A 23,628-nucleotide genomic window follows, 5' to 3' on the forward strand; every position below is an offset into this window, starting at 1 on the left:
GTACGTCCTCGGGCTGGGGTCCGGGCACCGCTCGGTGCGGGACCGGACCGGGAAACGGGGGAGGCGGCGACGGCGGAAAGCGCATCTGGTCGCGCGGGGCGCGACGAGATCAGCCCTCCGCCCGGCGAGCTCGCCGGACGGGGCGGCGCGCCGCGGCGGCGGCGTGCCTGCCGGCACCGCCCTGCGGTGCGATGTACCCGGTCCGTTCCTCGACCATGTCGTGCAGCTCCTGTTCCCGTTCGCTCATCCCGGCGCGCACTTCCGCACCGAACGAGCCGACGGCGCCGGCCAGTTCTCGCACGGCGTCGCCCAGGTTCGATGCTAACCCTGCCGGGGTGGCCTGACGAACCGTTTCGCCGGCCTTGCGGGTGAGCGCGACCCCGGCGATGACACCGACGCCGAGCCAGAACAGGCGCTTCACTTCTTCCTCCGGCGAGCGGGGCGCTGGGCCTTCGCTTCCTGCTTCTTGCGGCGCGCGCGGATCGCCTTGCTGATCCCGTAGGACAGCGCGGCCGTCTTCACGAGCGGGCCGCCGAGCGTCGCGGTGAACACCGAGGACAGCGCGGACACGTTGCCGGTGACCGCCTGCGCGTTGGCCGTGATGCCGTCGACGCGCTCGAGCTGCGTGTTCACGTGCGTGATCGTCTCGTTGGCCCCGAGCAGCAGCGGGTCGGTGTTCTCGTGGGCCTTGCGGATCGCGATCGTCGCCTCGTCCAGCGTGCGGCCGAGCTTGAGCAGCGGGATCGCCAGCAGCAAGACCAGCAGTACGAACGCTCCTGCGGCGATCAGTGCGGCGATCTGCCCTGCCGACACGGGCCCTCCTCGGGGTTGCACGGGTCTTCGGTGCCAGTGAGGTTACCGCCTGGCCAGCCGTTCGGCGGTGTCGCCCCGCCGGTCGGTCACGCAGCGCAGCCGAACCGGTTGCGACCTGCGGGAGCCGGACCGCGACGAGCCCTCCGCCGGGGCCGGCGGAGGGCTCGTCGGGCGCTGCGGGCGGGTCAGCCTTCCTTGGCCACCGCCCGGTAGAGCACCGCCATGTCCTCCTCGCCGTGGCCGGCGTCGACGGCGGCCTGCAGGTGCGCGAGCGTCGCCGCGGCACCCGCCACGTCGATCGCGTCGCCCGCGGCCTCGACCACGAGCCGAGCGTCCTTCGCGGCGAGCGCGGCCGGGAAGCTCGCCGGGTAGTCGTCGTTCAGCATGAGCGGGCCCTTCATCCGCGCGTAGCCGACGTCGAAGCCCGTTCCGGTCATCACGTCGAAGAACAGCTGCGGGTCGACGCCGAGCGCGCGGGCCAGCGCGAGGCTTTCGGCGGTGGCGTTGGTGAGGGCGAGGACCCAGGCGTTCATCACGAGCTTGAGCCGCGTGGCGGTGCCGGGTTCCACGCCGAGCCAGCGCGTGTTCGAGCCGATGGCGCCGAACACCAGGTCGGCCTTCTCGTGCACGTCGTCGGGCCCGGCGGCCAGCACCTGCAGCTGCGCCTGCTCGGCGGGGACCTTCGTGCCCATCACCGGGGAGTCGACGAACACGACGTCCGCGGCTTTCGCGAGCTCGGCCAGCTTGCCGACCCACTCGACGCCGACGGTGCTCATCTGCAGCCACACCGTGCCGGGCGCGACGTTCGCCGCGGTGAAGACTTCGGCGGCCGTCGGGCCGTCGGCCAGCATCGTCACGAGCACGTCGGCGCCTTCCGCGGCTTCGGCGGGGGTGCCGGCGACCGTGGCGCCGTCTTCGGCGAGGGGCTCGGCCTTGCCGCGCGTGCGGTTCCACACCCGCAGTGCGACGCCGGAGCGGACGAGGTTCTTGGCCATGGGGTGTCCCATGATCCCGGTGCCCAGCAAAGCGACAGTGGTCATGATCTTCATGGTGCCCTTCGGGTTTTTCACGCGCACCCGGGGTTCCGCGCCGCCCGGGTTGTCAGTGGCTCAGCGCGGGCCAGGTCGACGCGCGCCCGGCGATCAGCTCGTCGTACCCCGGGAAGACGGCGGCCGCGAGCGGTGCCTGTGCCGGCACCGCCGCGCGCGAAGCCGGGTGGCGGACGCGGATCGTCACGTGGTCCGCGTCGGGCCCGCCCGAATGCCAGTGGTGGGTGTGGGCGGGGACGGCGAGCAGGTCTCCTGGCTCGCACAGCACGGCGTGCACCTGGGGGCCCGCGTGGAGGTACCAGACGGCGGAGCCGCTCACGAAGAACCGGTCCTCGTCCAGGGGCAGCACGTGCTCGGTCGCGTCGGAGTCGCCGATCACCACGTCGACGGCGTGGTAACCCACGGCCGTGGTGCGCGAGTCGATGCGGTCCCGGTAGCGGGCGAGCACCTCGGACTCCGTGCCGCCGGGCACGAGGGCCGCCAGCGGCCAGCGGCAGAACTCGACGCCGATGCGGGCGAGCTCGGCCGTGATCGTCCCCGGGTCCTCGGTTCTCAGCAGCACGTGACCCGGCCGGTCGTCGGGCCACACCGTCAGCAGCGTCATCGCCACCCCCTCCGTCGACGGGATCAACCGGCCCGACGGCCGGACATTCCCCCTGTAGCCGTTATACGGAAGAAAGTGGCGACGTTCACGGAGGTTTCAGCGAGCGGGATTCAACGGGGAACCAGAACTGCCCGGCGGTAACGGGCTGCACCGCTCTCCACCCCAATGCGGTGAACTGGGCAAATGCGACTATACACGGCGGGTATACTTCTCAGGTATAGTTGCCTTCATGTCGATCAGTCACGCTCTGCTGGGGCTGCTGGAGGCGGGACCGCGCCACGGGTACGACCTGAAGCGGACGTACGACGAGCAGTTCGGCCAGGACCGGCCGCTGCGCTACGGGCAGGTGTACTCGACGCTGTCGCGCCTGTTGAAAAACGGGCTCGTCGAAGTCGCGGGCGTCGAGCCCGGCGGTGGCCCGGACCGCAAGCGCTACACGATCACCGGCGCCGGGGTCACCGACGTCGAGACCTGGCTGCGCACGCCGGAGGAGCCGGTCGCGCACCTGCAGAACACCCTCTACACGAAGGTCGTGCTCGCGCTGCTGTCCGGCCGCGACGCGGCCGACGTGCTCGACGTCCAGCGCGCCGAGCACCTGCGGGTCATGCGCGAGCTGACCAGGCGCAAGCGCGCGGGTGACCTCGTCGACGCGCTGATCGGCGACCACGCCCTGTTCCACCTCGAAGCCGACCTGCGCTGGCTGGAACTGGCCGCGGCCCGGCTCGACCGCCTCGCCGGGCTGGTGGCCGGCCGGGTGCCGGAACCACAGCAGACTCCGGAGCAGGGAGACGACGCGTGAACGGGCCCGCTTCGGCCGAGCGCGGAACACCCGCCGGCCCGCGGCCCGAAGTGGTGCTGCGCGGCACCGGGCTGACCAAGGCGTTCGGCGAGACCGCAGTGCTCGACGGCGCGAGCGTGAAGATCCACGCGGGTGAGGTCGTCGCCGTGATGGGCCCTTCGGGGTCGGGCAAGTCGACGTTGCTGCACTGCCTGGCGGGCATCGTCGCGCCGGACAGCGGGACCGTCGAGTACGCCGGCGCCGACGTGTGGGGCCTGCCGGACGACCGGCGCAGCGCCTTGCGCCGCCGGGACTTCGGCTTCGTCTTCCAGTTCGGTCAGCTCGTGCCCGAGCTGACGTGTCTGGAGAACGTGAGCCTCCCGCTGCGGCTGGCCGGCCTGGGCCGCCGCAAGTCCGAAGCCGTCGCGCGCGAGTGGCTGGACCGGCTCGAGGTCACCGACGTCGCGGCCCAGCGGCCCGCCGCCGTGTCCGGCGGCCAGGGGCAACGGGTCGCCGTGGCCCGGGCGCTGGTGACCAGCCCGCGGGTGGTGTTCGCGGACGAACCGACCGGCGCGCTCGACTCCCTCAGCGGCGAGCGCGTGCTGGAACTGCTGGTGTCGGCCGCCGAGGTCACCGGCGCCGCGGTCGTGCTGGTCACCCACGAGCCGCGCGTCGCCGCGTACTCCGACCGCGAGGTCGTCGTGCGCGACGGGCGGATCCGCGCGCTGGAACCGAGCCGGTGACCGCGCCGGTGTCGGTGCCGGCCGGCCGGCCGGAGCGCACCAGCCGGCGCCGCGACTTCGCGCTGGGCGTGCGGCTCGCGGTCGGCGGTGGCCGCACGTCGTGGATCCGCTTCGCGCTCGGCACCTTCGGCATCGGGCTCGCCGTCACCGTGCTGCTGCTGTTCGCGTCGATCGGCCACGTGCTGCGCGACCAGGACGCGCGCGTCGGTTCCGGCCTGCCGGACACCACCGCGATCGCCGGGGTCAGCCCCACCGAGTTCGTCCGCGCCGACCTGTCCTACCGCACCCGCCTGATCGAGGGCGCGTACCTGCACGGCACCGGCCCGGCCTCGCCCGTTCCGCCGGGCCTTTCGCGACTGCCCGGAGCCGGCGAGATCGTGGTCTCCCCCGCACTGGCCGACCTGCTGCACGCGGACCCCGGCCTCCGGGCGCGGTTCCCCGGAACGATCGCCGGCACCATCGACCGTGCGGGATTGCGCGGGCCGGCCGACCTGGCGTTCTTCGCCGGCAGCGGCCCGCTGCCCCCGGCCGCGGAGTTCGGGCCGCGCGCCCAGTCCGTCTACTCCTTCGGCAGCAGCGCGCCACAGACCTCGACCGACCCGACGCTGCTGCTCCTGGCGATCCTCTCCGGCGTCGCGGTGCTCGTGCCGGTGCTGATCTTCGTGTCGGTGAGCAGCCGAATCGCGGGCGCGCAACGCGATCGCCGGCTCGCGGCGCTGCGCCTGGCCGGCGTGGGCGGCCGGCAGGTCCGGCGGATCGCGGCGGCCGAGACGCTGGTCGGCGCCGCCGCCGGCCTCGTGCTGGGCGCGGTGGCGTTCCTCGGGGTGCGGCAGCTGACGCCGAGCTTCGAGCTGCTCGGCTGGAGCGCGTACGCCGAAGACGTCGTGCCCTCACCCCTGTTCACGGTGCTGATCGTGCTGCTGGTCCCGGCGCTGGCCGTCGGCACGGTGCTGGTTTCCTTGCGCCGCACCATCATCGAACCGCTCGGCGTGGTGCGCGAAGCCAAACCGGTGCGCCGGCGGTTGTGGTGGCGGGTCGTGCCGATCGGGCTCGGCGCCGCCCTCCTGGCCCTGTTCGCGCCCGGTGCCGAACCCGGCTCGGTCCCGTGGATCGCCGTCGTCGCGACCGGCTCGGCCGCGCTGCTGGCCGGAGTGCCGGCGATCCTGCCCTGGCTGCTGGAACCCGCGGTCGGCCGGCTGCGGGGCGGCTCGCCGTCGTGGCGGCTGGCCACGCGCCGCCTCCAGCTCGACAGCGGCACCCCGGCGCGGGTGGTCTGCGGCGTGGCGGTGGTGCTGGCCGGATCGATCGCGCTGCAGCTCGTGCTGCTTTCGATGACCCCGCCCAGCGGCGCTCCGTCGACCGGCGACGACTGGGTCACCGTGGCCACGACTCCCGCGGCCGCCGGCCGGGTCGCCGCCGACCTGGCCCACGCACCGGCGGCCCGGCAGTTCGGCCTCGCGACCCAGGTGCGAGCGCTCGCCCCGGACGGCGCGAGCCGTCAGACGATCACCGTCGCCTCGTGCGCGACCATCGAACGCGTCCTCGACGTGCGCGCCTGCGCCGACGGTGACGCGTTCCTCCCCCGGTACGGGACACCGAGCACACTCGATCCCGGCACCACGCTGACCCTCGTCGGGGAGCACGACCAGGCCGCGCACCCACGGGCGCTCGGCACGTTCACGCTGCCGGCCAAGCTCACGCCCGTGGCTCAGCGGAACTCGACCGGGCCCGGGCCGTACGTCGGCGAAGTGCTGCTGACGCCGGCCGCCGCCGCGAAGCTGACCCCGCCGGCGGATTCGAGCGCCGAAGCGTGGGTGCGGGTTCCCCCCGGCCAAGCGGGCGCCGCCGACCTGATCGCCGCCGCGGTCGGTGACCTGACCTGGCAGGTGTTCGTCACGGACAGCGGCAGCGACCTGCTCACGGCCGATCAGCCGACTTTCGCGCCGATCCGCAGCGCACTCGACGGCGGATCGCTGTTCACCCTGCTGCTGGCCGGGGTCAGCCTGCTCGTGCTCGCGCTGGAGCAGGTCCGTGAACGCCGCCGCCCGCTCGCGCTGCTGGCCGCGGCCGGCGTGCCGAGGTCGGTGCTGTCGCGGTCCGTGCTGTGGCAGACCGCCGTCCCGGTCGTGCTCGGCGTGCTCGTGGCCGCCGGCACCGGCGTGGGGCTCGCCGCCCTGATCACCCGCATGCTCGGCCTGAACCTGGTGGTCGACTGGGCGACGATCGGGGTGCTGTCGGGCACCGGGCTGGCGCTCGTGTTCGCGGTGCCCGCGCTGACCCTGCCCGCGCTGCGCAGCACGATGCACCCGACCTCGCTGCGCACGGAGTGAGCGCTACCCTCGCTCGTCCCTGATCGTGCGGCGCAGCCGGGGCACGCGTTCGGCGAGCGTGCGTTCGCCGCCGCGCTGGGTCGGCTGGTAGTAGTCGCGGCCGACGAGGTCGTCCGGCGGGTACTGCTGGGCCAGCACGCCTTCCGGGACGTCGTGCGGGTAGCGGTAGCCCGCGTTGCCGAGCTTCTTGGCGCCCGCGTAGTGGCCGTCGCGCAGGTGCGGCGGCACGGTGCCGGCGAGCCCGGCGCGCACGTCGGCCAGCGCGGAGTCGATCGCGGTGACCACGGCGTTGGACTTGGGCGCCGTGGCGAGGTGGATGGTGGCCTGCGCGAGCGCGAGCCGGCCCTCCGGCATGCCGATGAACTGCACGGCGTGCGCGGCCGCCACGGCCGCCTGCAGCGCGGTCGGGTCGGCGAGGCCGACGTCCTCGCTCGCGTGCACCACGAGCCGCCGCGCCAGGAATCGCGGGTCCTCCCCCGCCTCGATCATGCGGGCGAGGTAGTGGAGCGCGGCGTCGACGTCGGACCCGCGGATGGACTTGATGAAGGCGCTGATCACGTCGTAGTGCTGATCGCCGTCGCGGTCGTAGCGCACCGCCGCTTTGTCCACAGTGGACTCGACGGTCGCGAGGTCGATGGTTTTCGCCTCGGTGGCCGACGCCGCGTCGGCCGCGGCTTCCAGCGCCGTGAGCGCCCGGCGCGCGTCGCCGCCCGCCAGCCGCACGAGGTGGTCACGCGCCTCGCCGGTGAGCGTGAGCTCGCCGGCCAGGCCGCGGTCGTCGGCGAGCGCCCGTTCGAGCAGCTTCACGATGTCGTCGTCGGTCAGCGGCCGCAGCTGCAGCACCAGCGACCGCGACAGGAGCGGGGACACCACGGAGAACGACGGGTTCTCGGTCGTCGCCGCCACGAGCAGCACCGTGCGGTCCTCGACCGCGCCCAGGAGCGCGTCCTGCTGCGTCTTCGAGAAGCGGTGCACCTCGTCGATGAACAGCACGGTGTTCTCGGCGTTGTACTGCCGGCGCCGCCGCGCCTCCTCGATGACGCCGCGGACTTCCTTGACCCCCGCGGACAACGCGGACATCGCGACGAACCGGCGCCCGGTCGCGATCGACACGAGATTGGCGAGTGTGGTCTTGCCCGTGCCCGGCGGACCGTAGAGCAGCACGGACGCCGGTGCGGCACCCTCCACGAGCCGCCGCAACGGCGCGCCTTCGCGCAGCAGGTGCTGCTGCCCGACCACCTCGTCGAGCGTGCGCGGCCGCATCCGCACCGCGAGGGGCGAGCTCGCCGGGTCGGCCTGCGGTTCCGCGCCGCTGACCCCGGTGGGCTCGGGCGGCGGCCCCAGATCGGGGTTCACCGTGAAGAGTTCGTCCTGTGCCACACCGTTGACGTTAACCGACCGCCCCGACAACTCCGCTTGCCCGGCTCGCTGACCCGCGCTACCGTTGATCGTGACCGGATGAGCGAATCTGGTCACGGGGTCAAATCCCACGGGTCGAAGGAGTTGCCCATGCCTGACGAGCCGAACCGCGATCGCGCCGACCGGATCCTCGACGCGGCCGCCGACCTGCTCGTCCGCTGGGGCTCGCGCAAGGTCACGATCGAGGACATCGCGCGCCACGCCGGCATCGGCAAGGGCACTGTCTACCTCCACTGGCGCACCAAGGACCAGCTGTTCGAAGCCGTGCTGATGCGCGCGTCGATCACGCTGCTCGAGGGGTGCGCGGCACAGCTGCGCGAAGATCCGCGCGCGGTCGTGCCACACCGCTACTTCCGCGCCACGTTCCTGCTGACCGTCCGCGACCCGCTGCTGTCGGCCATGCTCGCGAACGACACCGAACTGCTGGGCCACTACGCGCTCACCGCGCGGGACACCCGGCAGGCCGCCGCGGAGACGACCGAACGCACCTGGGACGTCTGGACCAGCGGCGGATTCCTGCGCACCGACGTGGCGAACCTCCGTTTCTCCGTCGCCGCGGCGGCGAGCGGCTTCTACCTCTACGGCAACGTCAACCCCGACTACGAACACGTGACGCTCGAGAGCAAAGCCGACTCGCTCGCCCACGTGATCCGGTCCGGGTTCGAGCCGGCGGCCGAACCCGGACCGGCGGTGGTCGAAAAGGCGGCGGCCGAACTCCGCGAGGTGCTCGAGACCTACGTCTCGGCCTGCCGCGCGGCGATCTACCCAGGGAGCACCACCACCGAGGCCGGCTGATCCCGGCCCGTCCGACAGATTGGGGCTGTCGCACCATGAGCACCGCACTTCCCGAAGCCTGGACCATCCACGAAGGACAGTTCTGGCTCCGGGGCGAGCACCCGGAGAACCCGGTCGAGTACAAGCCCGAGCTGGGCACGTGGAACGTCTACGGGCACCCCGAGGCGCTCGCGATCCTCTCGGACCCGGCGACGTTCTCGTCCGCCACCACGCGGATCATGCCCGAGGAGACCCTCGGGGACATGAAGGAGCTGACCGCGGGGAACCTGCTGCAGATGGATCCCCCGCTGCACAACAAGATGCGCAAGCTCATCAGCCGCGCCTTCACGCCGAAGGTCGTCGCCGACCTCGAACCGCGGATCGCGGAGCTGACCCACGAGCTGCTCGACGAAGCGAAGGGGCGCGACCGCCTCGAACTCGTCGCCGACCTCGCGTACCCGCTGCCGGTGATCGTGATCGCCGAGCTGCTCGGGGTGCCGGCGAGCGACCGGTACCTGTTCCGCGAGTGGGTGGACCGGATGTTCGAGAGCCCGGAGCAGATCTCGCTCACCGACGATTCCGAAGAGGCGCAACAGCGGCTGAAGAAACAGCTGGCCGTGAGCCACAAGTTCATCGACTACCTCGGTGAGCACGCCGACGAACGGCGGAAGCACCCGCGCGAGGACCTGCTGTCGAAGCTCGTGCTGGCGGAGGTCGACGGCGAACGGCTCAGCCGCACGGAGATCGTGAACTTCGCGCAGGTGCTGCTGATCGCCGGGCACATCACCACGACCATGCTGCTGGGCAACACCGTGCTGTGCCTCGACCTGTTCCCCGAGTGGAACGAACGCGTGCGTGCCGACCGTTCGCTGCTGCCGCCGGCGATCGAGGAGTCGCTGCGGTTCCTGTCGCCGTTCTCGGCGGTGGCCCGCGTGACCAACCGCGACGTGGAGGTCGCCGGCACCACGATCCCGGCGGACAAGATGGTGCTGTTGTGGCTGGCCGCGGCCAACCGCGACCCGCGCGCGTTCGACGAGCCGGACACCTTCAACCCGCTGCGCGAGGACATCTCCCACACGCACCTCGCGTTCTCGCGGGGCATCCACTTCTGCATCGGCGCACCGCTGGCGCGGCTGGAAGGGCGCGTGGCCGTGGACATCCTGCTCGACCGGTACCCGTCGCTGAGCACCATTCCCGGCGAAGTGCCGACGTTCCAGCCGAACCCGGGCATGACGGGGGTGAAGACGCTGCCGCTGAGCGTCTGACCGGGTTACGGCTCGTTGCGCCGCCGGCGAACACGGCTCGCCGGCGGCGCCGCAGCGGGCACAATCGGCGGATGGTGTCTTCCGTCGCGGTCCTGTCCGACATCCACGGCGTGCTGCCGGCGCTCGACGCCGTGCTCGCGGAACCCGACGTCGCGTCGGCCGACGCAGTCGTCCTGTGCGGGGATCTCGCCGCCGGGCCGCTGCCGCGGCAGACGCTCGACCGGCTCCTCGAGCTGGGCGAACGCGCGGTGTGGGTGCGCGGCAACGCCGACCGCGAGCTCGTCGACCTCGCCGGCGGCGGCACCACGGAGATCCCGGACCCGATCGCGCCGTGGGCGGCTCGGGAACTGCGCCCGGACCAGGTGACGCTGCTCGCCGGCCTGCCACTGAGCGTCACGCTCGACGTCGACGGGCTCGGCGAAGTGCTGTTCTGCCACGCGACCCCGCGCGACGACGAGGAAGTCGTGCTCGTCGACAGCCCGCTGCCGCGCTGGGCGGAGGTCCTCGACGGCGTCACCGTGGAAACCGTGGTCTGCGGGCACACGCACATGCCGTTCACGCGGCTGGCCGACCGCACCCGGATCGTCAACCCCGGCAGCGTCGGAATGCCTTACGGCACAACGGGTGCGCACTGGGCCTTGCTCGGCCCGGGGGTGCAGCTGCGCCGAACCCCTTACGACGCCGCCAAAGCGTGCGAAGTGCTGGCCGCCGAGTCGGGGTACGCGGAAATCGCGGAGTGGGCCGACTACTTCGTGCGGAATCCGGTGTCGGACGCCGAAGCGCTGCGCGTGTTCAGTCCTCGTGCCCGCGGAACGAGCGCCACATGATCGCGGCCGCGTAGGGCAGGAACTCGCGACCGCGGCGCCACAGCCACGGCACACCCTTCCCGACGAGCCAGCCGAAGTGGCTGAGCGCGCTCTGCTCCACACCGCCCGAGCACGTGAGGCTCACCGGCTCCGCCACGGCGTAACCGGCCTGCTCCAGCAGCGTCGTGAAGCCGAGGGCGAGCATGCGGTGCCCGAGCTCCGACGGGTGCAGCCGGTCGACGCTCCACGAAGCCAGCTCGTACGCGCCGGGCAGCTCGTCGAGGTTGAGGCACGGCACCCCCTCGGCCACGACGACCGCGTCGATGGCCTCGTTGAGTTCGGCCACGCGCGCGGCCAGCGCCCGCTTGATCGACGGCGGGAGGCGGAACACCTTGCTGTGGTCGTGGAACCGCACCGGGATGAGCAGGGTGTCCGCCGCGGCCAGCGTGCGGACGAGTTCGGTGAGGTCGGCGGTGATCGACTCGGCGTCGAAGTCCGGCCGCAGCGTGTCGTTCATGCCGACCACGAGCAGCGCGACGTCGGCCCGGTGCGCGAGCACGGCCGGAAGCTGTTCGGTGAGCACGTTCTTCATGCGCGCGCCCTCGAACGACGGGTTGAGGTAACCCTCGTCGTCCACGCCCAGCGCGGCGGCGACCAGGGGCCCCACCCCGCGCCAGCCGCCGCGGTTCGGCAGCGGATCGCCGAGGCCGACGGCGGTGGAGTCACCCAGCACGGCCAGGCGCCGGGCGCGGCGTGGCTCGGCGGCGGGCGCCGCGGTGGCCGGCTGCGGCGCGGGATCGGCGGGTTCGGGGAAGCGGGTGACTTCGACGCTGATCACGGTCACGCCCAAGACCATCCGGCACCGAAACTCACCTGCGGTGAGGACCAGGTAACGCCGCATGGACGGGGGCTGAAACTCTTGGCATGTCCTGTCCGCGCACCGGGGTCGGGAATGCCGGTTTCCCGCGTTCACCCGCCCGGACCGGGATCTTCCGGACGAACCGGATCAGCGGAAGGCGGGGTAGAACGCCAGGTCCGCGTGCGGCCCCAGCCGCGCCCCGAGCGCCGCCGCCACGCGCTGCGCGTGCTCGGTGATGTCGGTCAGCCGCGCGTACCCCGCGTGCCGGGCCAGCTCGCGCCACCACGTGACGAGCGCGGCTTCGCGGCTCACCGGTGTCGCGTGGCGGGTGAGGTCGAGCGTCGGGAGGGTTTCGCGGGTGATGAGCCAGACGAGGAGCAGCTCGCTGATCGTCAGGTGCGCGGCGAGCTCCTCGTCGTCGGCGAACGAGGGCCACACGGACACGACTTCGGCGCGCCAGGCGGCGATCATGGCCTCGCTCATGCCCGCCGGCAGGGCCAGCGGGCTGTCACACGAGGCGAACGGCAGCCGCAGGTAGGCCGCGTCGACGAGCGCGGTGCGGACGCGGCCGCGTTCGAAGTCGAGGAACCGGACGCCGGAGCCGGTCACGAGGTTGTTGTCCGGGCTCAGGTCCACCGGGCTGAACGCGCGGAACGACGCCGCCCGCGCTTGCAGGACGGCATGCTCGACCCGCTCGAGGATCGGCGGGGCGACGACCACGTCGAGGAGTTCCCCCAGCAGGGGCGGCACCTCGGCCGTCGCGGCGGCGAGCCCGGCGTCCTGGTTGCGGACCGGGCCGCCGAGGCGGCGCAGCAGCGCGTTGAAATCGGCTTCGCGGCTGGCGGTGCTCGCGTGCAGCCGGCCGAGCGAGCGGGCCCACGACAGCAGCGCCCGCTCCGCCGCGCGGGAATCGCGCGAGGCGAGCTTGTCCTGCAGCGTCGGCGCGCGGCCGAGGTCCTCGATCACGAGCACGCGCTGGCGGCCGTCGTGGGCGAGCAGTTCGGGGCACATGCGCTCGTCGGGCGAGAGGGCCGTGAAGAGCTGGTAGCTCACGGCTTCCTGCGCGAACGGGTCGGCCTCACCGGGTTCCGGCGGGTCCGGGTAGTGCTTGATGACGAGCGTGCGCGGCAGCGCGAACGACGACGACACGACCCTCGCGCGCACGACCGTCGCCGGTCCGCTGCCGGCGAGGTCTTCCGGGGACACCAGGGTGATCGCGCTGCCGAAGCGGCGCGAGAGCACCGCCTCGCCCGCCGCGACGGCCGCCGCGACAGTGAGCTGTCCGGCTCCTGCTCCGACGCCCGCGTCGCCGGCGGAGGAGGTGTCGACTGTCATTGGCACCGACCCTACTCGTGACTGAGCAACCATGACCACCGTGATCCGGGCAAGAAGCGGCGAACCGCGTCACCCGCGTGAAAGCGGACGTAACAACACGTCGGAACGTTGCTTGCGCCGGCGAAGTATCAGCACAATGGCCGCAGCGAGCACAATCCCGGCCAGGTTGACGAACAATTGCAACAGTGAGTAACCCGCGCGGTCCCACCGCCCCGCCACCACCGAGACCATCGCGTACCCGGCCGCCGGAACGGTCGTCACGGAGATGAACACACCCACCAGCGCCGCGGATTTCGCCGAGGTCATCGCGAGCATTCCGGCCGCGCCGGCGAGCAGCGCGACCACGAACGACACCGCGCCGACCTGGTAGACGAAGTCGACGTCGTGGTTCTGCACGATGGCCGCGGGATCGAAGATCCCGATCGCCTTCCCCAGCAGCACCACTGCCCCCGTGAGCACCATCGCCACCGGGAATCCCACGACCAGCGCGATCAGCGCCTGCCGGACCAGGTCCCAGCGGCCCAGCACGAGCCCCACGGCGATCGCGGCGAGAGGGCCGAACTCCGGCCCCACCACCATGGCGCCGACGACGGTCACCGGGGAGTCGGTGAGGACACCGACCGCCGCGAGCAGGCAGGCGATCGCGAGGAACGCCTGGAACGTCGCGTTCCAGCGCGACTCCTCCCCCGTCCGGCCCAGCAGCTCCTGCCAGACGACGGCGTCTGCGGCCTCACCGGGCGCGGCCTCTTCGGCGGCGTCGGCCGCGTCCGAGAGCGCTGTGTCGAGCGCTTCGAGGGTGATCCCGCCGGTGCGGTCGAGGCGCAGCGCGCACAGCGAGTCGACGATCTCGTCGGCCGCCTCGCGCGCGATATCGGCCTCGATGAGGTCACCCGCGGGCGTGACAGCGACGCCGCGGTGCACCACGAGGTGTGCGGTTCCGGCGTGTGCCCGCAGGAGCCCGATCGCTTCGGCTGTCTGCTCCGGCGGGCACACCGCCCTGAGGTGGAGCATCAGCTCTGCGGCTTCACCGGCTTCGCGTCGATGCCGGCTTCCTTGCGCTGCTGCGCGGTGATGGGCGCGGGCGCCGACGTGAGCGGGTCGTACCCGCCGCCGGTCTTCGGGAAGGCGATGACGTCGCGCAGCGAATCGGCCTTCGCCAGCAGCATCACGATGCGGTCCCAGCCGAACGCGATGCCGCCGTGCGGCGGCGGGCCGAAGGCGAACGCGTCGAGCAGGAAGCCGAACTTCTCCTGCGCTTCCTCTTCGCCGAGGCCCATCAGGGCGAACACGCGCTTCTGCACGTCGCCGCGGTGGATACGGATCGAGCCACCGCCGATCTCGTTGCCGTTGCAGACGATGTCGTAGGCGTAGGCCAGCGCGCTGCCCGGGTCCTGCTCGAACTTGTCGATCCACTCCGGGGTGGGCGAGGTGAACGCGTGGTGCACCGCCGTCCACTTGCCGCCGCCGACGGCCACGTCGTCGCCGATCTCGTCGACCGGCGCGAACAGCGGCGCGTCGACGACCCACACGAACGACCAGGCGTCCTCGTCGATCAGGCCGAGGCGGCGGCCGATCTCGTCGCGCGCGGCGCCGAGCAGCGGCTGCGCGGCGGACGTCTTGCCGGCGGCGAAGAAGATGCAGTCACCGGGCTTCGCGCCCGCGGCCTTCGCCACGTTCTCACGCTCGGCCTCGGACAGGTTCTTCGCGACCGGGCCGCCGAGCGTGCCGTCTTCGTTCACCAGCACGTACGCGAGGCCCTTGGCGCCGCGCTGCTTCGCCCACTCCTGCCACGCGTCGAGCTGGCGGCGCGGCTGGTCGGCGCCGCCCGCCATCACGACCGAGCCGACGTAGGGCGCCTGGAACACGCGGAACGGCGTGTCGGCGAAGAACTCGGTGAGCTCGGTGATCTCGAGGTCGAAGCGCAGGTCCGGCTTGTCCGAGCCGTACTTCGCCATCGCCTCGTGGTAAGTGATGCGCGGGATCGGGCGCGGGATCTCGTGGCCGATCAGCTTCCACAGCGCGGACACGATGTCCTCGCCGAGCTTGATCACGTCGTCCTGGTCGACGAAGCTCATCTCGATGTCGAGCTGCGTGAACTCGGGCTGACGGTCGGCGCGGAAGTCTTCGTCGCGGTAGCAGCGCGCGATCTGGTAGTAGCGCTCGAGGCCACCGACCATCAGCAGCTGCTTGAACAGCTGCGGCGACTGCGGCAGCGCGTACCAGCTGCCCGGCTTCAGGCGCGCGGGCACGAGGAAGTCGCGGGCGCCCTCGGGGGTGGAGCGGGTCATCGTCGGCGTCTCGACCTCGACGAAGTCCTGCTCGTCCAGCACCTCGCGCGCCGCGCGGCTCACCTTGCTGCGCAGGCGCATCGCGGCGGCCGGCCCGTTGCGGCGCAGGTCAAGGTAGCGGTACTTGAGGCGCACCTCTTCGCCGACGTCCACGCGGTCGTCGATCGGGAACGGCAGCGGCGCGGCCTCCGACAGCACGTCGAGCTCCGTGGCGAGCACCTCGATCTCCCCGGTGGGGATCTCGGCGTTCTGGTTGCCCTCCGGCCGCTTCGACACCTCACCGACGATCTTCACGCAGAACTCCGAGCGCAGCGCGTGCGCGCGCTCCGCCATCTCGCCCTCGCGGAACACCACCTGCGCGACCCCGCTGGCGTCGCGCAGATCGATGAAGATGACACCGCCGTGATCGCGCCGCCGGGCCACCCAGCCGGTGAGGGTGACGGTCTGGCCGGCCTGCCCGGCACGCAGGGTGCCGGCTTGATGAGTGCGGAGCACTGCGACTGCTCTCCTTAGCCCACGGGTTCGTCGACGGGTTTTCGCCGAACACAGAGGCTAACGAACGACCCCGCGAGGGCGGCGACCAGGTTTGACTCATTCCCGGCAGGGGTGGTGACGGGCGCGGGTGACGCCTCCGGCAGCGGAGATTCGTGTGCCGGCGGGTCCTCGCCGAGCTGTCGTGAGGCGGCCACAACCCCCGCCGTCCCAGGGGCGTCCCTCGTCCAGCGTGTCCGCCGCCACCGGCAAGATCGGCGAGATGGCCGGCGGGGTGCCGAACTGTCCACGAGTCGGGCGCGGTGTGGACAACGTCGGCGGGACACAGCCGAGCGAGCGCCGCCGAGGGGATGGAACTGATCTCCCGGGGCATGGCGGTGACCCGGCTGTCGGGGGGCGTCGCGGCCGGGTCACCGCCCCTGGGCGCGCCGGCCGGGGAAGGCCGGGCGGCGCGCTCAGAGCAGGCGCAGCTGTTCGGAGGACGGGGGCGGGCCTTCGGCGCGCGGCGCCGGGACCTCCGGTTCGGCTGCGGTGCGGGGGTTGTAGCCCGTCTCGCGGGCGAGGCCGTGGCGGCGCAGCAGCGGGCCGACGCGTTCGCCGAGCAGGGCGCGGTAGCCGCGGTCGGCGTAGGCGCCGCGGGAGTACAGGCGTTTGTAGCGGGGCACCAGCTGCGGGTGGTGGCGGCCGAGCCAGGAGGCGAACCACTCGCGCGCGCCGGGGCGCAGGTGCAGCGGGATGACCGTGACGCTGTCGGCGCCGGCGTCGGCCAATTGCGTGAAGAGGGCGTCGAGGGCTTCGACTGAGTCGGTGAGGTACGGCAGCACCGGGGCGACCAGCACCGAGCACGGCAGGCCGGCCGCGCGGGCCTTGCGGACGAGGTCGAGCCGCGCCTGCGGGCTCGGGGTGCCGGGTTCGAGCCGGCGCTGCAGTTCGCGGTCGAGCAGGGCGATGGACACGGCGAGGCTCACCGGCACGTCCTTCGACACCGACTCGAGCAACGGCAGGTCGCGGGCCATGACCGTGCCCTTGGACAGGATCGACAGCGGCGTGCCGGAGTCGGCGAGCGCGCGGATGATGCCGGGCATGAGGCGGTAGCGGCCTTCGGCGCGCTGGTACGGGTCGGTGTTGGTCCCCATGGCGACGTGCTCACGCTGCCAGCTCGGCCGTTTCAGTTGCGCCGCAAGCACTTGCGGCGCGTTGACCTTCACCACGACCTGGGTGTCGAAGTCGTGGCCGGCGTCGAAGTCCAGGTACGTGTGGGTGTTCCGGGCGAAGCAGTTGTGGGACACCATGCCCTCGGCGATGAAGTCGCCGGTGCCGGTGGTGATGTCGAACAGCGGCAGCTCCAGGCCGAGCGCTTCGACCGACGCGACGGTGCGCCGCACGGAACCGATGGTGGTGCCGTCGAGAGAGCGCTTCCACGCGACGGCCGGGTCCGTCAAGTGCAGGAACCGCAGCACTTCCCCGGCGCCGCCGGTCAGCCGCGCCTGGCGCCGGCCCGGGTAGCGGCGGTGGCCGACGGTGTCGTACTCGAACGAAAACCGGTCCAGCGCCGCGAACATCGCGTCGACGACGTCGGTTTCGTCGTGGGCGATCGACAGCACGCCCCGCCGGTACGCACCCGCCAGGTCGAACAGCCCCGCGAGGAACCCGCGCGACCAGTGCGCGTCGGGTTCGGCCGGGAGCCGCATGAACCCCACGGACGAACCGAAGTCGGGCAGGTACCGCAACGCGCGCGCCGCCGCGTCGGCCTCCGCCGCGAAGCCGCCGGAGCGCAGCATCCCGCACAGGTACCCGGCGCGGTAGCCGAGCGTTTCGTCGGGCGTGCGCACGAACCGGCCCCCGCCGACGAGGTCACCACCCACCTCGAGGTGCGGCCGCTGTGCCGCGCCGAGCTTGCTGCCCGTCACGTACTTCCAGCCCCGCGCACCGAGGAACCGGTGGTCCGGACCGGTGACGATCGCCGTGCCGTCGTCGAGCGTCACGCGGTAGGCCGCGCGCACCGTCGTCCAGTGCGCGAGCACCTCCGTGGGCACCAGCCGCCGCGCGACGCCGTGCCCGCGCGTGCCGAAGATGAGATCCCCGACCTTCAACTCCGAGATCGGCTTATGCCGACCGTCGGCCATCAGGACGGGCGTGCTGCCTTCAACGCAATATGTGCAGGCATGGGAACACCCCCGGTAGGGGTTCACCGTCCACCGGAACGGCACCTGGGACCCCTCGGCCACCCGGTTCAGCACCGACTTGGCGTGCACCTCGTGAAACGTGACGCCGTCGAATTCCGGTGACCGCACCGACCGCACCAGGCCGTCCAGCCCGGGCAGGCTGGGCTCGCCCTCCCCCGCTCGTTGTCGTTCCCATCGCACTCACCCAGTCGAACACATGTTCTAACCGGTGTCAAACAGGTGTTCGAACGCTCAGGTCAGCGTGACGCGACCCTCCAGTAGCGCCACACGCTCAACCTCGGCCAAGCACACAGGGTGATCACCCGTGACCTCATCGGGCCGAGCTCGGGTAAACCGCCCCTGTTCAACCTGCGTGCGTCTAGCTTAGTTTTATGATCAACAGACTTCTGTTGGCCGCGACCACGTTCACATCGATGGTCTCGTTGCCGACATTCGCGCCGAACGCGAACACGGTCGCCGCCCACGACCCGGCGATCAGCATCGTCGCTCCACACTGCGAGCTCCAGACGGGCAACACATACCTGAGAACCTCCGGCGCGAAGATGGTCGTCGGGTTCAAGCCGAAGTTCAGCTGTTCGGAACCGATGGACACGATCTCGCTGACCGGCCAGATGTTCGCCGTGGTCAACGGGAGTACGGCTGCACGCGGCGACGCTCCGACTTCGACCAACGCGGGTCAGGTCTCAGTGGAGAACAAGCGGATCGGCTTCAACTGCTCTGGCGACGCCGCGACCACCTGGTTCGGGCGAGCGACGGTGAGCGCGGTGTGGCACGGAATTCCGCAGGCGGCGACAGTCGAAAGCCCGAAAGCCACGCTGGCCTGCGGAGCATAGGATTTCGGCATGCAAGTGACCGAGGGATACCACGGCTCTGGGAACGTCATCGCCGTCGAGTCGCCGGTGTACTTGATCGAGTTCTGGACGCGGAACGCCGGCGAAAGCAACGAACACTGGACGGTGACCGAGCACGAGCTGACGCGCTGCACGGCTGCCGAAGCACTGGAGTGGGCGGCCCGAAACAATCCCGTTGGAGGCGATGCCGTTGTCTACGCGTGTCAGCGTCAGCCAGTCGGCTCTCCCCATTCGGAAGTGCACGTGCTTCTCGCAGGTACCGACCCGAGCAGGCAGCCTTCGCACTCGGTGTCCCTGGACTGGTCCACGCCGTGACCACCACGCGGTGCTTGACGCCACACCTGTACCTACGAGGCCATGGTGAAACAGCACAACCCCGCCGGGGCACGACGACCCCGGCGGTGCCGCCGAGCGAACCTCACACCGGGAACCGCTCCAGCGCCCTGATCTTGTTCGTCGCGTCCAGGGCGGCGACCTTGTACGCCTCCGAGAGGGTCGGGTAGTTGAACACGGCGTCCACCAGGTAGTCGACGGTGCCGCCGCAGCCCATGACGGCCTGGCCGATGTGGACGAGGTCCGTGGCGCCCGTGCCGAAGACGTGGACGCCCAGCAGGGTGCGGTCCGCGGTGGACACGAGGAGCTTCAGCATGCCGTAGCTGTCGCCCGAGATCTGGCCGCGGGCGAGTTCGCGGTAGCGCGCGATGCCGACCTCGTAGGGCACCGACGAGGACGTCAGCTGCGCCTCCGTGGCGCCGACGTACGAGATCTCCGGGATCGTGTAGATGCCGATGGGCTGCAGCGCCCCGAGGCCGTTCGACGGTTCGCCGAACGCGTGGTACGCCGCGACCCGGCCCTGGTCCATGGAGGTGGCCGCGAGCGCGGGGAAGCCGATGACGTCGCCGACGGCGTAGATGTGCGGGACCTCGGTGCGGTAGTGCTCGTCGACGGCGAGGCGGCCGCGTTCGTCGGCCAGCAGGCCCGCGTTCCCGAGCGCCAGGTCGCGGGTCATGCCCTGGCGCCCGGCCGAGTACATGACCGCGTCGGCCGGGATGCGCTTGCCGCTGACGAGCGTGGTGACGGTGGCGTCGGCCGACACGGCGACGTTGGCGACCTTCTCGCCGAAGCGGAAGGTGACGCCCAGATCGCGGAGTTGAAATTTCAGCGATTCCACGATTTCCGGGTCGCAGAAGTCGAGCATCTGGTCGCGCTGCTCGACCACCGTCACGCGCGAACCGAGCGCCGCGAACATCGACGCGTACTCGATCCCGATCACGCCCGCGCCCACCACCACGAGCGACGACGGGATCTCCTCCAGCCGCAGGATCTCGTCGGAGTCGAGCACGCGCGCGGCGTCGAAGTCGACGTGGTTCGGGCGCGCCGGGCGGGTGCCGGTGGCGATCACGACGTGGTCGCCGGTGATCATCGTCCGGTCGCCCGGGTGCTTGCCCTCGACCAGCACCGTGTGCGGGTCGGCGAACGAGCCCGTGCCCGGCACGAGATCGATGTGGTTGCGCAGCAACTGGGCCCGCACCACCTGGACCTCGCGCCCGACCACGTGCTGCGTGCGCGCCATCAGGTCGGCGATCGTGATGTCCTGCTTCACGCGGTAGCTCGCGCCGTAGAGCTCGCGCTGGTTCATCCCCGTCAGGTAGAGGACGGCTTCGCGCAACGTCTTCGACGGGATCGTGCCGGTGTTCACGCACACCCCGCCCACCATGTCGTGGCGATCGACGACCGCCACCTTCTTGCCCAGTTTCGCGGCCGCGATGGCCGCTTTCTGCCCCCCGGGGCCCGAGCCGATGACGATCAGTTCGTACTCGCGTTCGCTCACGATCACAGAGCCTGCGCACCCGGCCCGTGCTCCGCAAGCCCGGGGCGCGCGTCGCCGCCGGGGATTTACGCCGTGTTCGCGCGGGCGTGGGCCGGACGGCGCAAGATCCCCCGGCCGCCGCGCGCGGGACTAGCGTGCCTGCTCAGGAGGGCACCACGGGATGCTGCACGTCTCGCTGCTGGGAGAGCAGTCGGTCACCGACGGTGCGACCGGGCCGGCGCTGACCCGGTCGCCGCGGGCGATCGCGCTCGTCGGCTTCCTGGTGACCCACGCCGGGCTGCCCCAGCCGCGGCAGCGGATCGCGGCGCTGTTCTGGCCCGACTCGTCCGACGCGCAGGCCCGCACGAACCTGCGCCGCGAGCTGCACCACCTGCGCCAGGTCCTCGGCGAGGAGTCGGCGCTGCTCGTGACGGCCCAGGACCTGTCGTGGCACGACACCCCGAGCTGCCGCGTCGACGTGCGCGTCTTCGACGCCGAACGCCGTGCCGCAGCAGCAACCACGCGCGACGAGGAAGTGGTCGCCCACGCGGGCGCCGCGCTGGCCGAGTACCGCGGCGAGCTGATGCCCGGCCTGGCCGACGACTGGCTCGACGCACCGCGCGCCGAGCTCGAACAGGACTGCGTGGCGCTGTGCGACCTCCTCGGCGACGCCCAGGCGCGCCTCGGCGACCTCGCGGGTGCGGCCGAGACGGCCCGGCGCCGGATCCGCCTGCGGCCGCTGGAGGAGGTCGGGTACCGGACGCTGATGGGGCTGCAGGCCGAGCTCGGTGACCGCGCGGGTGCCGTGAGCACCTACCACCGGTGCGCGGCGGTGCTCGAACGCGAGCTGGGGGTGGTGCCCGACCGCGCCACCCAGGCAGCACTGCGGCGGCTGCTGGCCGACCCCGCGCCGGGCCGCGACGGGTTCGAGTCCCGGCTCGTCGGCCGCGCCCGCGAGTTCGCGCTCCTGCGCGAACTGTGGCGGAAGGCGGCGGGCGGGCAGCCGTCCGTCTCGCTCGTGCGCGGCGACCCCGGGGTCGGCAAGACGCGGCTCGTGGTCGAGCTGGCGCGGCTCGCGCGCAGCCAGGGCGCGGTGGTGGCGGGGACGCAGTGCTTCGGGACCTCGGGGCGCCTCGCGCTCGCGCCCGTCGCCGACTGGCTGCGCAACCCCGTGCTGCAGCCGGCCCTGTCCGCGCTCGCCCCGGTGTGGCGCGCGGAGGTCGACCGGCTCGTGCCCGCCGGCAAGACGGGCGGGCCGCCGCCGGTCGTGCGCGCCGTCGCCGACGCCTGGCAGCGGCACCGCTTCTTCGAAGGCCTCGCCCGTGCGCTCACCGGCGCCGGCCGGCCGACGCTGCTCGTGCTCGACAACGCGCACTGGTGCGACCAGGAAACGTTGGTGTTCCTCCTCTTCTGCCTCGGCCTCGAACCGCGGGCCCCGCTCCTGCTCGCCGCCACGCAGCGCACCGACCCCGGCGACGGCGCGCTGGCCGGCTGGACCGAACGGCTGCGCGCCACCGGCCGGCTGACCGAAGTGGATCTGACCCCGCTCGACGCGCCCGACACCGCGCGGCTGGCCGAATCCGTCTCCGGCCGGCGGCCCGAGGACGACGAGCTGGCGCTGCTGCACGCCGCGACCGGCGGCTTCCCGCTGTCGGTGGTGGAGGCGCTGCGCTCTGGCGGCGCCGGGCCGCCCGGCGACCTCGCCGCGGTGCTCGAAGCCCGGCTCAAACAGCCGGCCCCGCAGGCGCGTGAGCTCGCCGGGCTCGCGGCGGCCGTCGGGCGGGACTTCACGCTCGACCTGCTCACCGAGGCGAGCGACCTCGACGCCGGGGCCGTGGTGCGCGCCGTCGACGAACTGTGGCGGCTGCGGATCCTGCGCGAATTCCGCGACGGCTACGACTTCTCCCACGACTTGCTGCGCGATACCGCCTACCAGCAGGTGAGCCGGCCGCGCCGCTGGCTGCTGCACCGCCGGCTCGCCCAGAGCCTCGAACTGCTGCACCCCGGCGACACCGGGTCCGTGTCCGCGCAGCTGGCCGAGCAGTACGCTCGCGGCGGACGGCCGGACCGCGCGGTCGCGTACTACCGCCGGGCCGCCGGGCTGGCCGCGGGCACGTTCGCCCACGGCGAGGCGATCCGGCTGCTACGCGAAGCGCTGGCGCTGCTGGCCGACGCGCCCGCCGGGCCCGAGACCGACCGCCGCGAGCTCGAGGTGCTCGAAGCGCTGTCAGGCCCCCTCAACGCCCGGCTCGGCTACTCGTCCGCCGAGTTGCAGCGCACGCTCGAACGCTCGATCGAGCTCTCGGAACGCTTGGGACAGCGCGATTCCACGCTCGTCGGCCTCGTCGGGCTGTGGACGTCGAGGTTCGTGCAGGGCCGCACGGCCCGAGCGCACGAAGCCGCGATCCGCGCGCTCGCCCTCGTCGACGGGAGCACCAAGGACGAGCTGTCCGGATCCGCGCACTTCGCGTTCGCGGGCTCGTCGGTGAGCCTCGGGCGCCCGGCGGAGGCGTTGCGGTACTTCGACGTGGCCGCTCGGCTGACCCGCGGAGCGCCGTCGCTGCCGATCGGCACGCGGCCCGAGGTGCACAGCCCCGCGTGGGCCGCGCACGCGCACTGGCTGCTGGGGCACGACGACGAGGCCCTGCGGAAGTGCCGTGAGGCCGTGGAGATCGCGCGGACGTACCCGCACCCCTACAGTCTCGCCGTCGCGCTCGCGTACGCCGGGATCACGCACCAGATGTGCGGTGATCGCGAGCGGGTGTCGGCCGTTTCCACCGAACTGCGCGAATTGTGCGGCCGTTACGGCTTCGCGTACTACCGCGAGTGGGGCCTCGTGCTCAGGGGGTGGGCGCGCGGGGACCGCGTCGGGCTCACGGACGCGCAGCGCGGCATCGCCAACCTCAAAGCCGAGGGTTCCCTGGCGCGCATGCCGTACTGGCTCGCGCTGCAGGCCGACCTGATGGCGCGCGACGGGCGGCCCGGCCCGGGTCGCGCCGCGCTCGACGCCGCCCTCGTCGTCGGCCAGGCCCGCGACGACCTGTGGTGGCTGCCCGAAGTGCTGCGGCTGCGGTCCGCTTACGACACCCCGGAACGCGCGCAGCTGCGCCTGAAGTCCGCGGTGGAACTGGCTGCCGCGCAAGGCAGTACGACGCTGCGGCTGCGCTGCGAACGCGACCTCGAACGCCTCGCGGACTGAAGCCGAACGCTGCGCGAACGCCCCCTG

At 72.2% G+C, this 23,628-nt stretch carries 20 protein-coding genes; 9 read left to right on the forward strand and 11 right to left on the reverse strand.

Translation table 11 applies throughout. The annotated features are described in order from the left end of the window. Positions 1–109: 109 nt before the first annotated feature. The 4 genes from ACIA77_RS13180 to ACIA77_RS13195 form a co-directional block, all read right to left on the reverse strand. The gene (locus tag ACIA77_RS13180; RefSeq protein WP_395886063.1) at positions 110–421 is read right to left on the reverse strand and encodes a hypothetical protein; all 312 of its coding nucleotides are present in this window, start codon (positions 419–421) and stop codon (positions 110–112) included. Beyond that, positions 418–813 (reverse strand): DUF948 domain-containing protein, encoded by a 396-nt coding sequence (locus ACIA77_RS13185; RefSeq protein WP_395886064.1) that lies wholly within the window; start codon positions 811–813, stop codon positions 418–420. The genes ACIA77_RS13180 and ACIA77_RS13185 overlap by 4 nt, the downstream gene beginning before the upstream one ends. Before the next feature lie 185 nt (positions 814–998). Further along, positions 999–1,853: an NAD(P)-dependent oxidoreductase gene (locus ACIA77_RS13190; RefSeq protein WP_395886065.1), complete on the reverse strand. Its 855-nt coding sequence runs from the start codon at positions 1,851–1,853 to the stop codon at positions 999–1,001. A gap of 61 nt (positions 1,854–1,914) precedes the next feature. Continuing rightward, on the reverse strand, positions 1,915–2,466 hold the full coding sequence (locus ACIA77_RS13195; protein WP_395886066.1) for a cupin: 552 nt from the start codon (positions 2,464–2,466) through the stop codon (positions 1,915–1,917). Between the two features lie 229 nt (positions 2,467–2,695). On the opposite strand from ACIA77_RS13195, the gene ACIA77_RS13200 reads away from it, so the two are divergent. Genes ACIA77_RS13200 through ACIA77_RS13210 form a run of 3 tightly spaced genes read left to right on the forward strand, consistent with a single transcriptional unit; the run spans position 2,696 to position 6,317 of the window. Further along, positions 2,696–3,265: a PadR family transcriptional regulator gene (locus tag ACIA77_RS13200; protein ID WP_395886067.1), complete on the forward strand. Its 570-nt coding sequence runs from the start codon at positions 2,696–2,698 to the stop codon at positions 3,263–3,265. Next, a complete protein-coding gene (locus tag ACIA77_RS13205; RefSeq protein ID WP_395886068.1) occupies positions 3,262–3,987 on the forward strand; it encodes an ABC transporter ATP-binding protein in 726 nt (241 codons plus the stop codon). The genes ACIA77_RS13200 and ACIA77_RS13205 overlap by 4 nt, the downstream gene beginning before the upstream one ends. Beyond that, positions 3,984–6,317 (forward strand): FtsX-like permease family protein, encoded by a 2,334-nt coding sequence (locus ACIA77_RS13210; protein WP_395886069.1) that lies wholly within the window; start codon positions 3,984–3,986, stop codon positions 6,315–6,317. The genes ACIA77_RS13205 and ACIA77_RS13210 overlap by 4 nt, the downstream gene beginning before the upstream one ends. Before the next feature lie 3 nt (positions 6,318–6,320). Here ACIA77_RS13210 and ACIA77_RS13215 read toward each other — a convergent pair whose 3' ends face one another. Continuing rightward, positions 6,321–7,697 (reverse strand): replication-associated recombination protein A, encoded by a 1,377-nt coding sequence (locus ACIA77_RS13215; RefSeq protein ID WP_395886070.1) that lies wholly within the window; start codon positions 7,695–7,697, stop codon positions 6,321–6,323. Positions 7,698–7,826: 129 nt separating this feature from the next. Between ACIA77_RS13215 and ACIA77_RS13220 the strand changes: the two genes are divergently transcribed. From ACIA77_RS13220 to ACIA77_RS13230, 3 genes are all read left to right on the forward strand, one after another. Beyond that, complete coding sequence (locus tag ACIA77_RS13220; RefSeq protein ID WP_395886071.1) at positions 7,827–8,531, forward strand: TetR/AcrR family transcriptional regulator; 705 nt, start codon at positions 7,827–7,829, stop codon at positions 8,529–8,531. 35 nt (positions 8,532–8,566) lie between these two features. Further along, entirely contained in the window at positions 8,567–9,775 is a 1,209-nt protein-coding gene (locus ACIA77_RS13225; RefSeq protein ID WP_395886072.1) for a cytochrome P450, read from the forward strand. 71 nt (positions 9,776–9,846) lie between these two features. Further along, the gene (locus ACIA77_RS13230) at positions 9,847–10,602 is read left to right on the forward strand and encodes a metallophosphoesterase family protein (protein WP_395886073.1); all 756 of its coding nucleotides are present in this window, start codon (positions 9,847–9,849) and stop codon (positions 10,600–10,602) included. Here the strand turns inward: ACIA77_RS13230 and ACIA77_RS13235 are convergent. The 5 genes from ACIA77_RS13235 to ACIA77_RS13255 form a co-directional block, all read right to left on the reverse strand. Next, entirely contained in the window at positions 10,568–11,437 is an 870-nt protein-coding gene (locus ACIA77_RS13235; RefSeq protein WP_395886074.1) for an SGNH/GDSL hydrolase family protein, read from the reverse strand. The genes ACIA77_RS13230 and ACIA77_RS13235 overlap by 35 nt on opposite strands. 150 nt (positions 11,438–11,587) lie before the next feature. Then, positions 11,588–12,775 carry a phosphotransferase gene (locus ACIA77_RS13240; RefSeq protein ID WP_395886075.1) on the reverse strand — a complete coding sequence of 396 codons (1,188 nt, stop codon included), beginning with the start codon at positions 12,773–12,775 and terminating at the stop codon, positions 11,588–11,590. Between the two features lie 69 nt (positions 12,776–12,844). Next, the gene (locus ACIA77_RS13245; protein ID WP_395886076.1) at positions 12,845–13,786 is read right to left on the reverse strand and encodes a DUF389 domain-containing protein; all 942 of its coding nucleotides are present in this window, start codon (positions 13,784–13,786) and stop codon (positions 12,845–12,847) included. Beyond that, positions 13,786–15,558 carry an aspartate--tRNA ligase gene (gene aspS, locus ACIA77_RS13250; RefSeq protein ID WP_395886077.1) on the reverse strand — a complete coding sequence of 591 codons (1,773 nt, stop codon included), beginning with the start codon at positions 15,556–15,558 and terminating at the stop codon, positions 13,786–13,788. Before aspS ends, ACIA77_RS13245 begins: the two co-directional genes overlap by 1 nt. Positions 15,559–16,010: 452 nt before the next feature. Continuing rightward, positions 16,011–17,921 carry an intein-containing Rv2578c family radical SAM protein gene (locus ACIA77_RS13255; RefSeq protein ID WP_395886078.1) on the reverse strand — a complete coding sequence of 637 codons (1,911 nt, stop codon included), beginning with the start codon at positions 17,919–17,921 and terminating at the stop codon, positions 16,011–16,013. A 233-nt stretch (positions 17,922–18,154) separates the two neighbouring features. Here ACIA77_RS13255 and ACIA77_RS13260 point away from each other — a divergent pair, with 233 nt between their 5' ends. Together ACIA77_RS13260 and ACIA77_RS13265 are read left to right on the forward strand one after the other, a co-directional pair. Continuing rightward, a complete protein-coding gene (locus tag ACIA77_RS13260) occupies positions 18,155–18,574 on the forward strand; it encodes a hypothetical protein (RefSeq protein ID WP_395886079.1) in 420 nt (139 codons plus the stop codon). A gap of 9 nt (positions 18,575–18,583) precedes the next feature. After that, entirely contained in the window at positions 18,584–18,907 is a 324-nt protein-coding gene (locus ACIA77_RS13265; RefSeq protein ID WP_395886080.1) for a hypothetical protein, read from the forward strand. Between the two features lie 103 nt (positions 18,908–19,010). Here the strand turns inward: ACIA77_RS13265 and sthA are convergent, their stop codons facing one another. Continuing rightward, positions 19,011–20,423 carry a Si-specific NAD(P)(+) transhydrogenase gene (gene sthA / locus ACIA77_RS13270; protein WP_395886081.1) on the reverse strand — a complete coding sequence of 471 codons (1,413 nt, stop codon included), beginning with the start codon at positions 20,421–20,423 and terminating at the stop codon, positions 19,011–19,013. A gap of 160 nt (positions 20,424–20,583) precedes the next feature. Here sthA and ACIA77_RS13275 point away from each other — a divergent pair, with 160 nt between their 5' ends. Continuing rightward, complete coding sequence (locus tag ACIA77_RS13275) at positions 20,584–23,601, forward strand: ATP-binding protein (RefSeq protein WP_395886082.1); 3,018 nt, start codon at positions 20,584–20,586, stop codon at positions 23,599–23,601. Positions 23,602–23,628 lie beyond the last annotated feature (27 nt).

The sequence above is a fragment of the Amycolatopsis sp. NPDC051903 genome, from assembly GCF_044452505.1.
GTDB lineage: Bacteria > Actinomycetota > Actinomycetes > Mycobacteriales > Pseudonocardiaceae > Amycolatopsis.

Coding starts and splice junctions, on each gene's coding strand:
- ACIA77_RS13275 (WP_395886082.1), top strand. CDS start 20,584: ATGCTGCACGTCTCGCTGCTGGGAGAGCAGTCGGTCACCGACGGTGCG.
- ACIA77_RS13235 (WP_395886074.1), bottom strand. CDS start 11,437: ATGGTCTTGGGCGTGACCGTGATCAGCGTCGAAGTCACCCGCTTCCCC.
- ACIA77_RS13225 (WP_395886072.1), top strand. CDS start 8,567: ATGAGCACCGCACTTCCCGAAGCCTGGACCATCCACGAAGGACAGTTC.
- ACIA77_RS13195 (WP_395886066.1), bottom strand. CDS start 2,466: ATGACGCTGCTGACGGTGTGGCCCGACGACCGGCCGGGTCACGTGCTG.
- ACIA77_RS13230 (WP_395886073.1), top strand. CDS start 9,847: ATGGTGTCTTCCGTCGCGGTCCTGTCCGACATCCACGGCGTGCTGCCG.
- ACIA77_RS13245 (WP_395886076.1), bottom strand. CDS start 13,786: ATGCTCCACCTCAGGGCGGTGTGCCCGCCGGAGCAGACAGCCGAAGCG.
- ACIA77_RS13220 (WP_395886071.1), top strand. CDS start 7,827: ATGCCTGACGAGCCGAACCGCGATCGCGCCGACCGGATCCTCGACGCG.
- ACIA77_RS13240 (WP_395886075.1), bottom strand. CDS start 12,775: ATGACAGTCGACACCTCCTCCGCCGGCGACGCGGGCGTCGGAGCAGGA.
- ACIA77_RS13260 (WP_395886079.1), top strand. CDS start 18,155: ATGGTCTCGTTGCCGACATTCGCGCCGAACGCGAACACGGTCGCCGCC.
- ACIA77_RS13200 (WP_395886067.1), top strand. CDS start 2,696: ATGTCGATCAGTCACGCTCTGCTGGGGCTGCTGGAGGCGGGACCGCGC.
- ACIA77_RS13190 (WP_395886065.1), bottom strand. CDS start 1,853: ATGACCACTGTCGCTTTGCTGGGCACCGGGATCATGGGACACCCCATG.
- ACIA77_RS13265 (WP_395886080.1), top strand. CDS start 18,584: ATGCAAGTGACCGAGGGATACCACGGCTCTGGGAACGTCATCGCCGTC.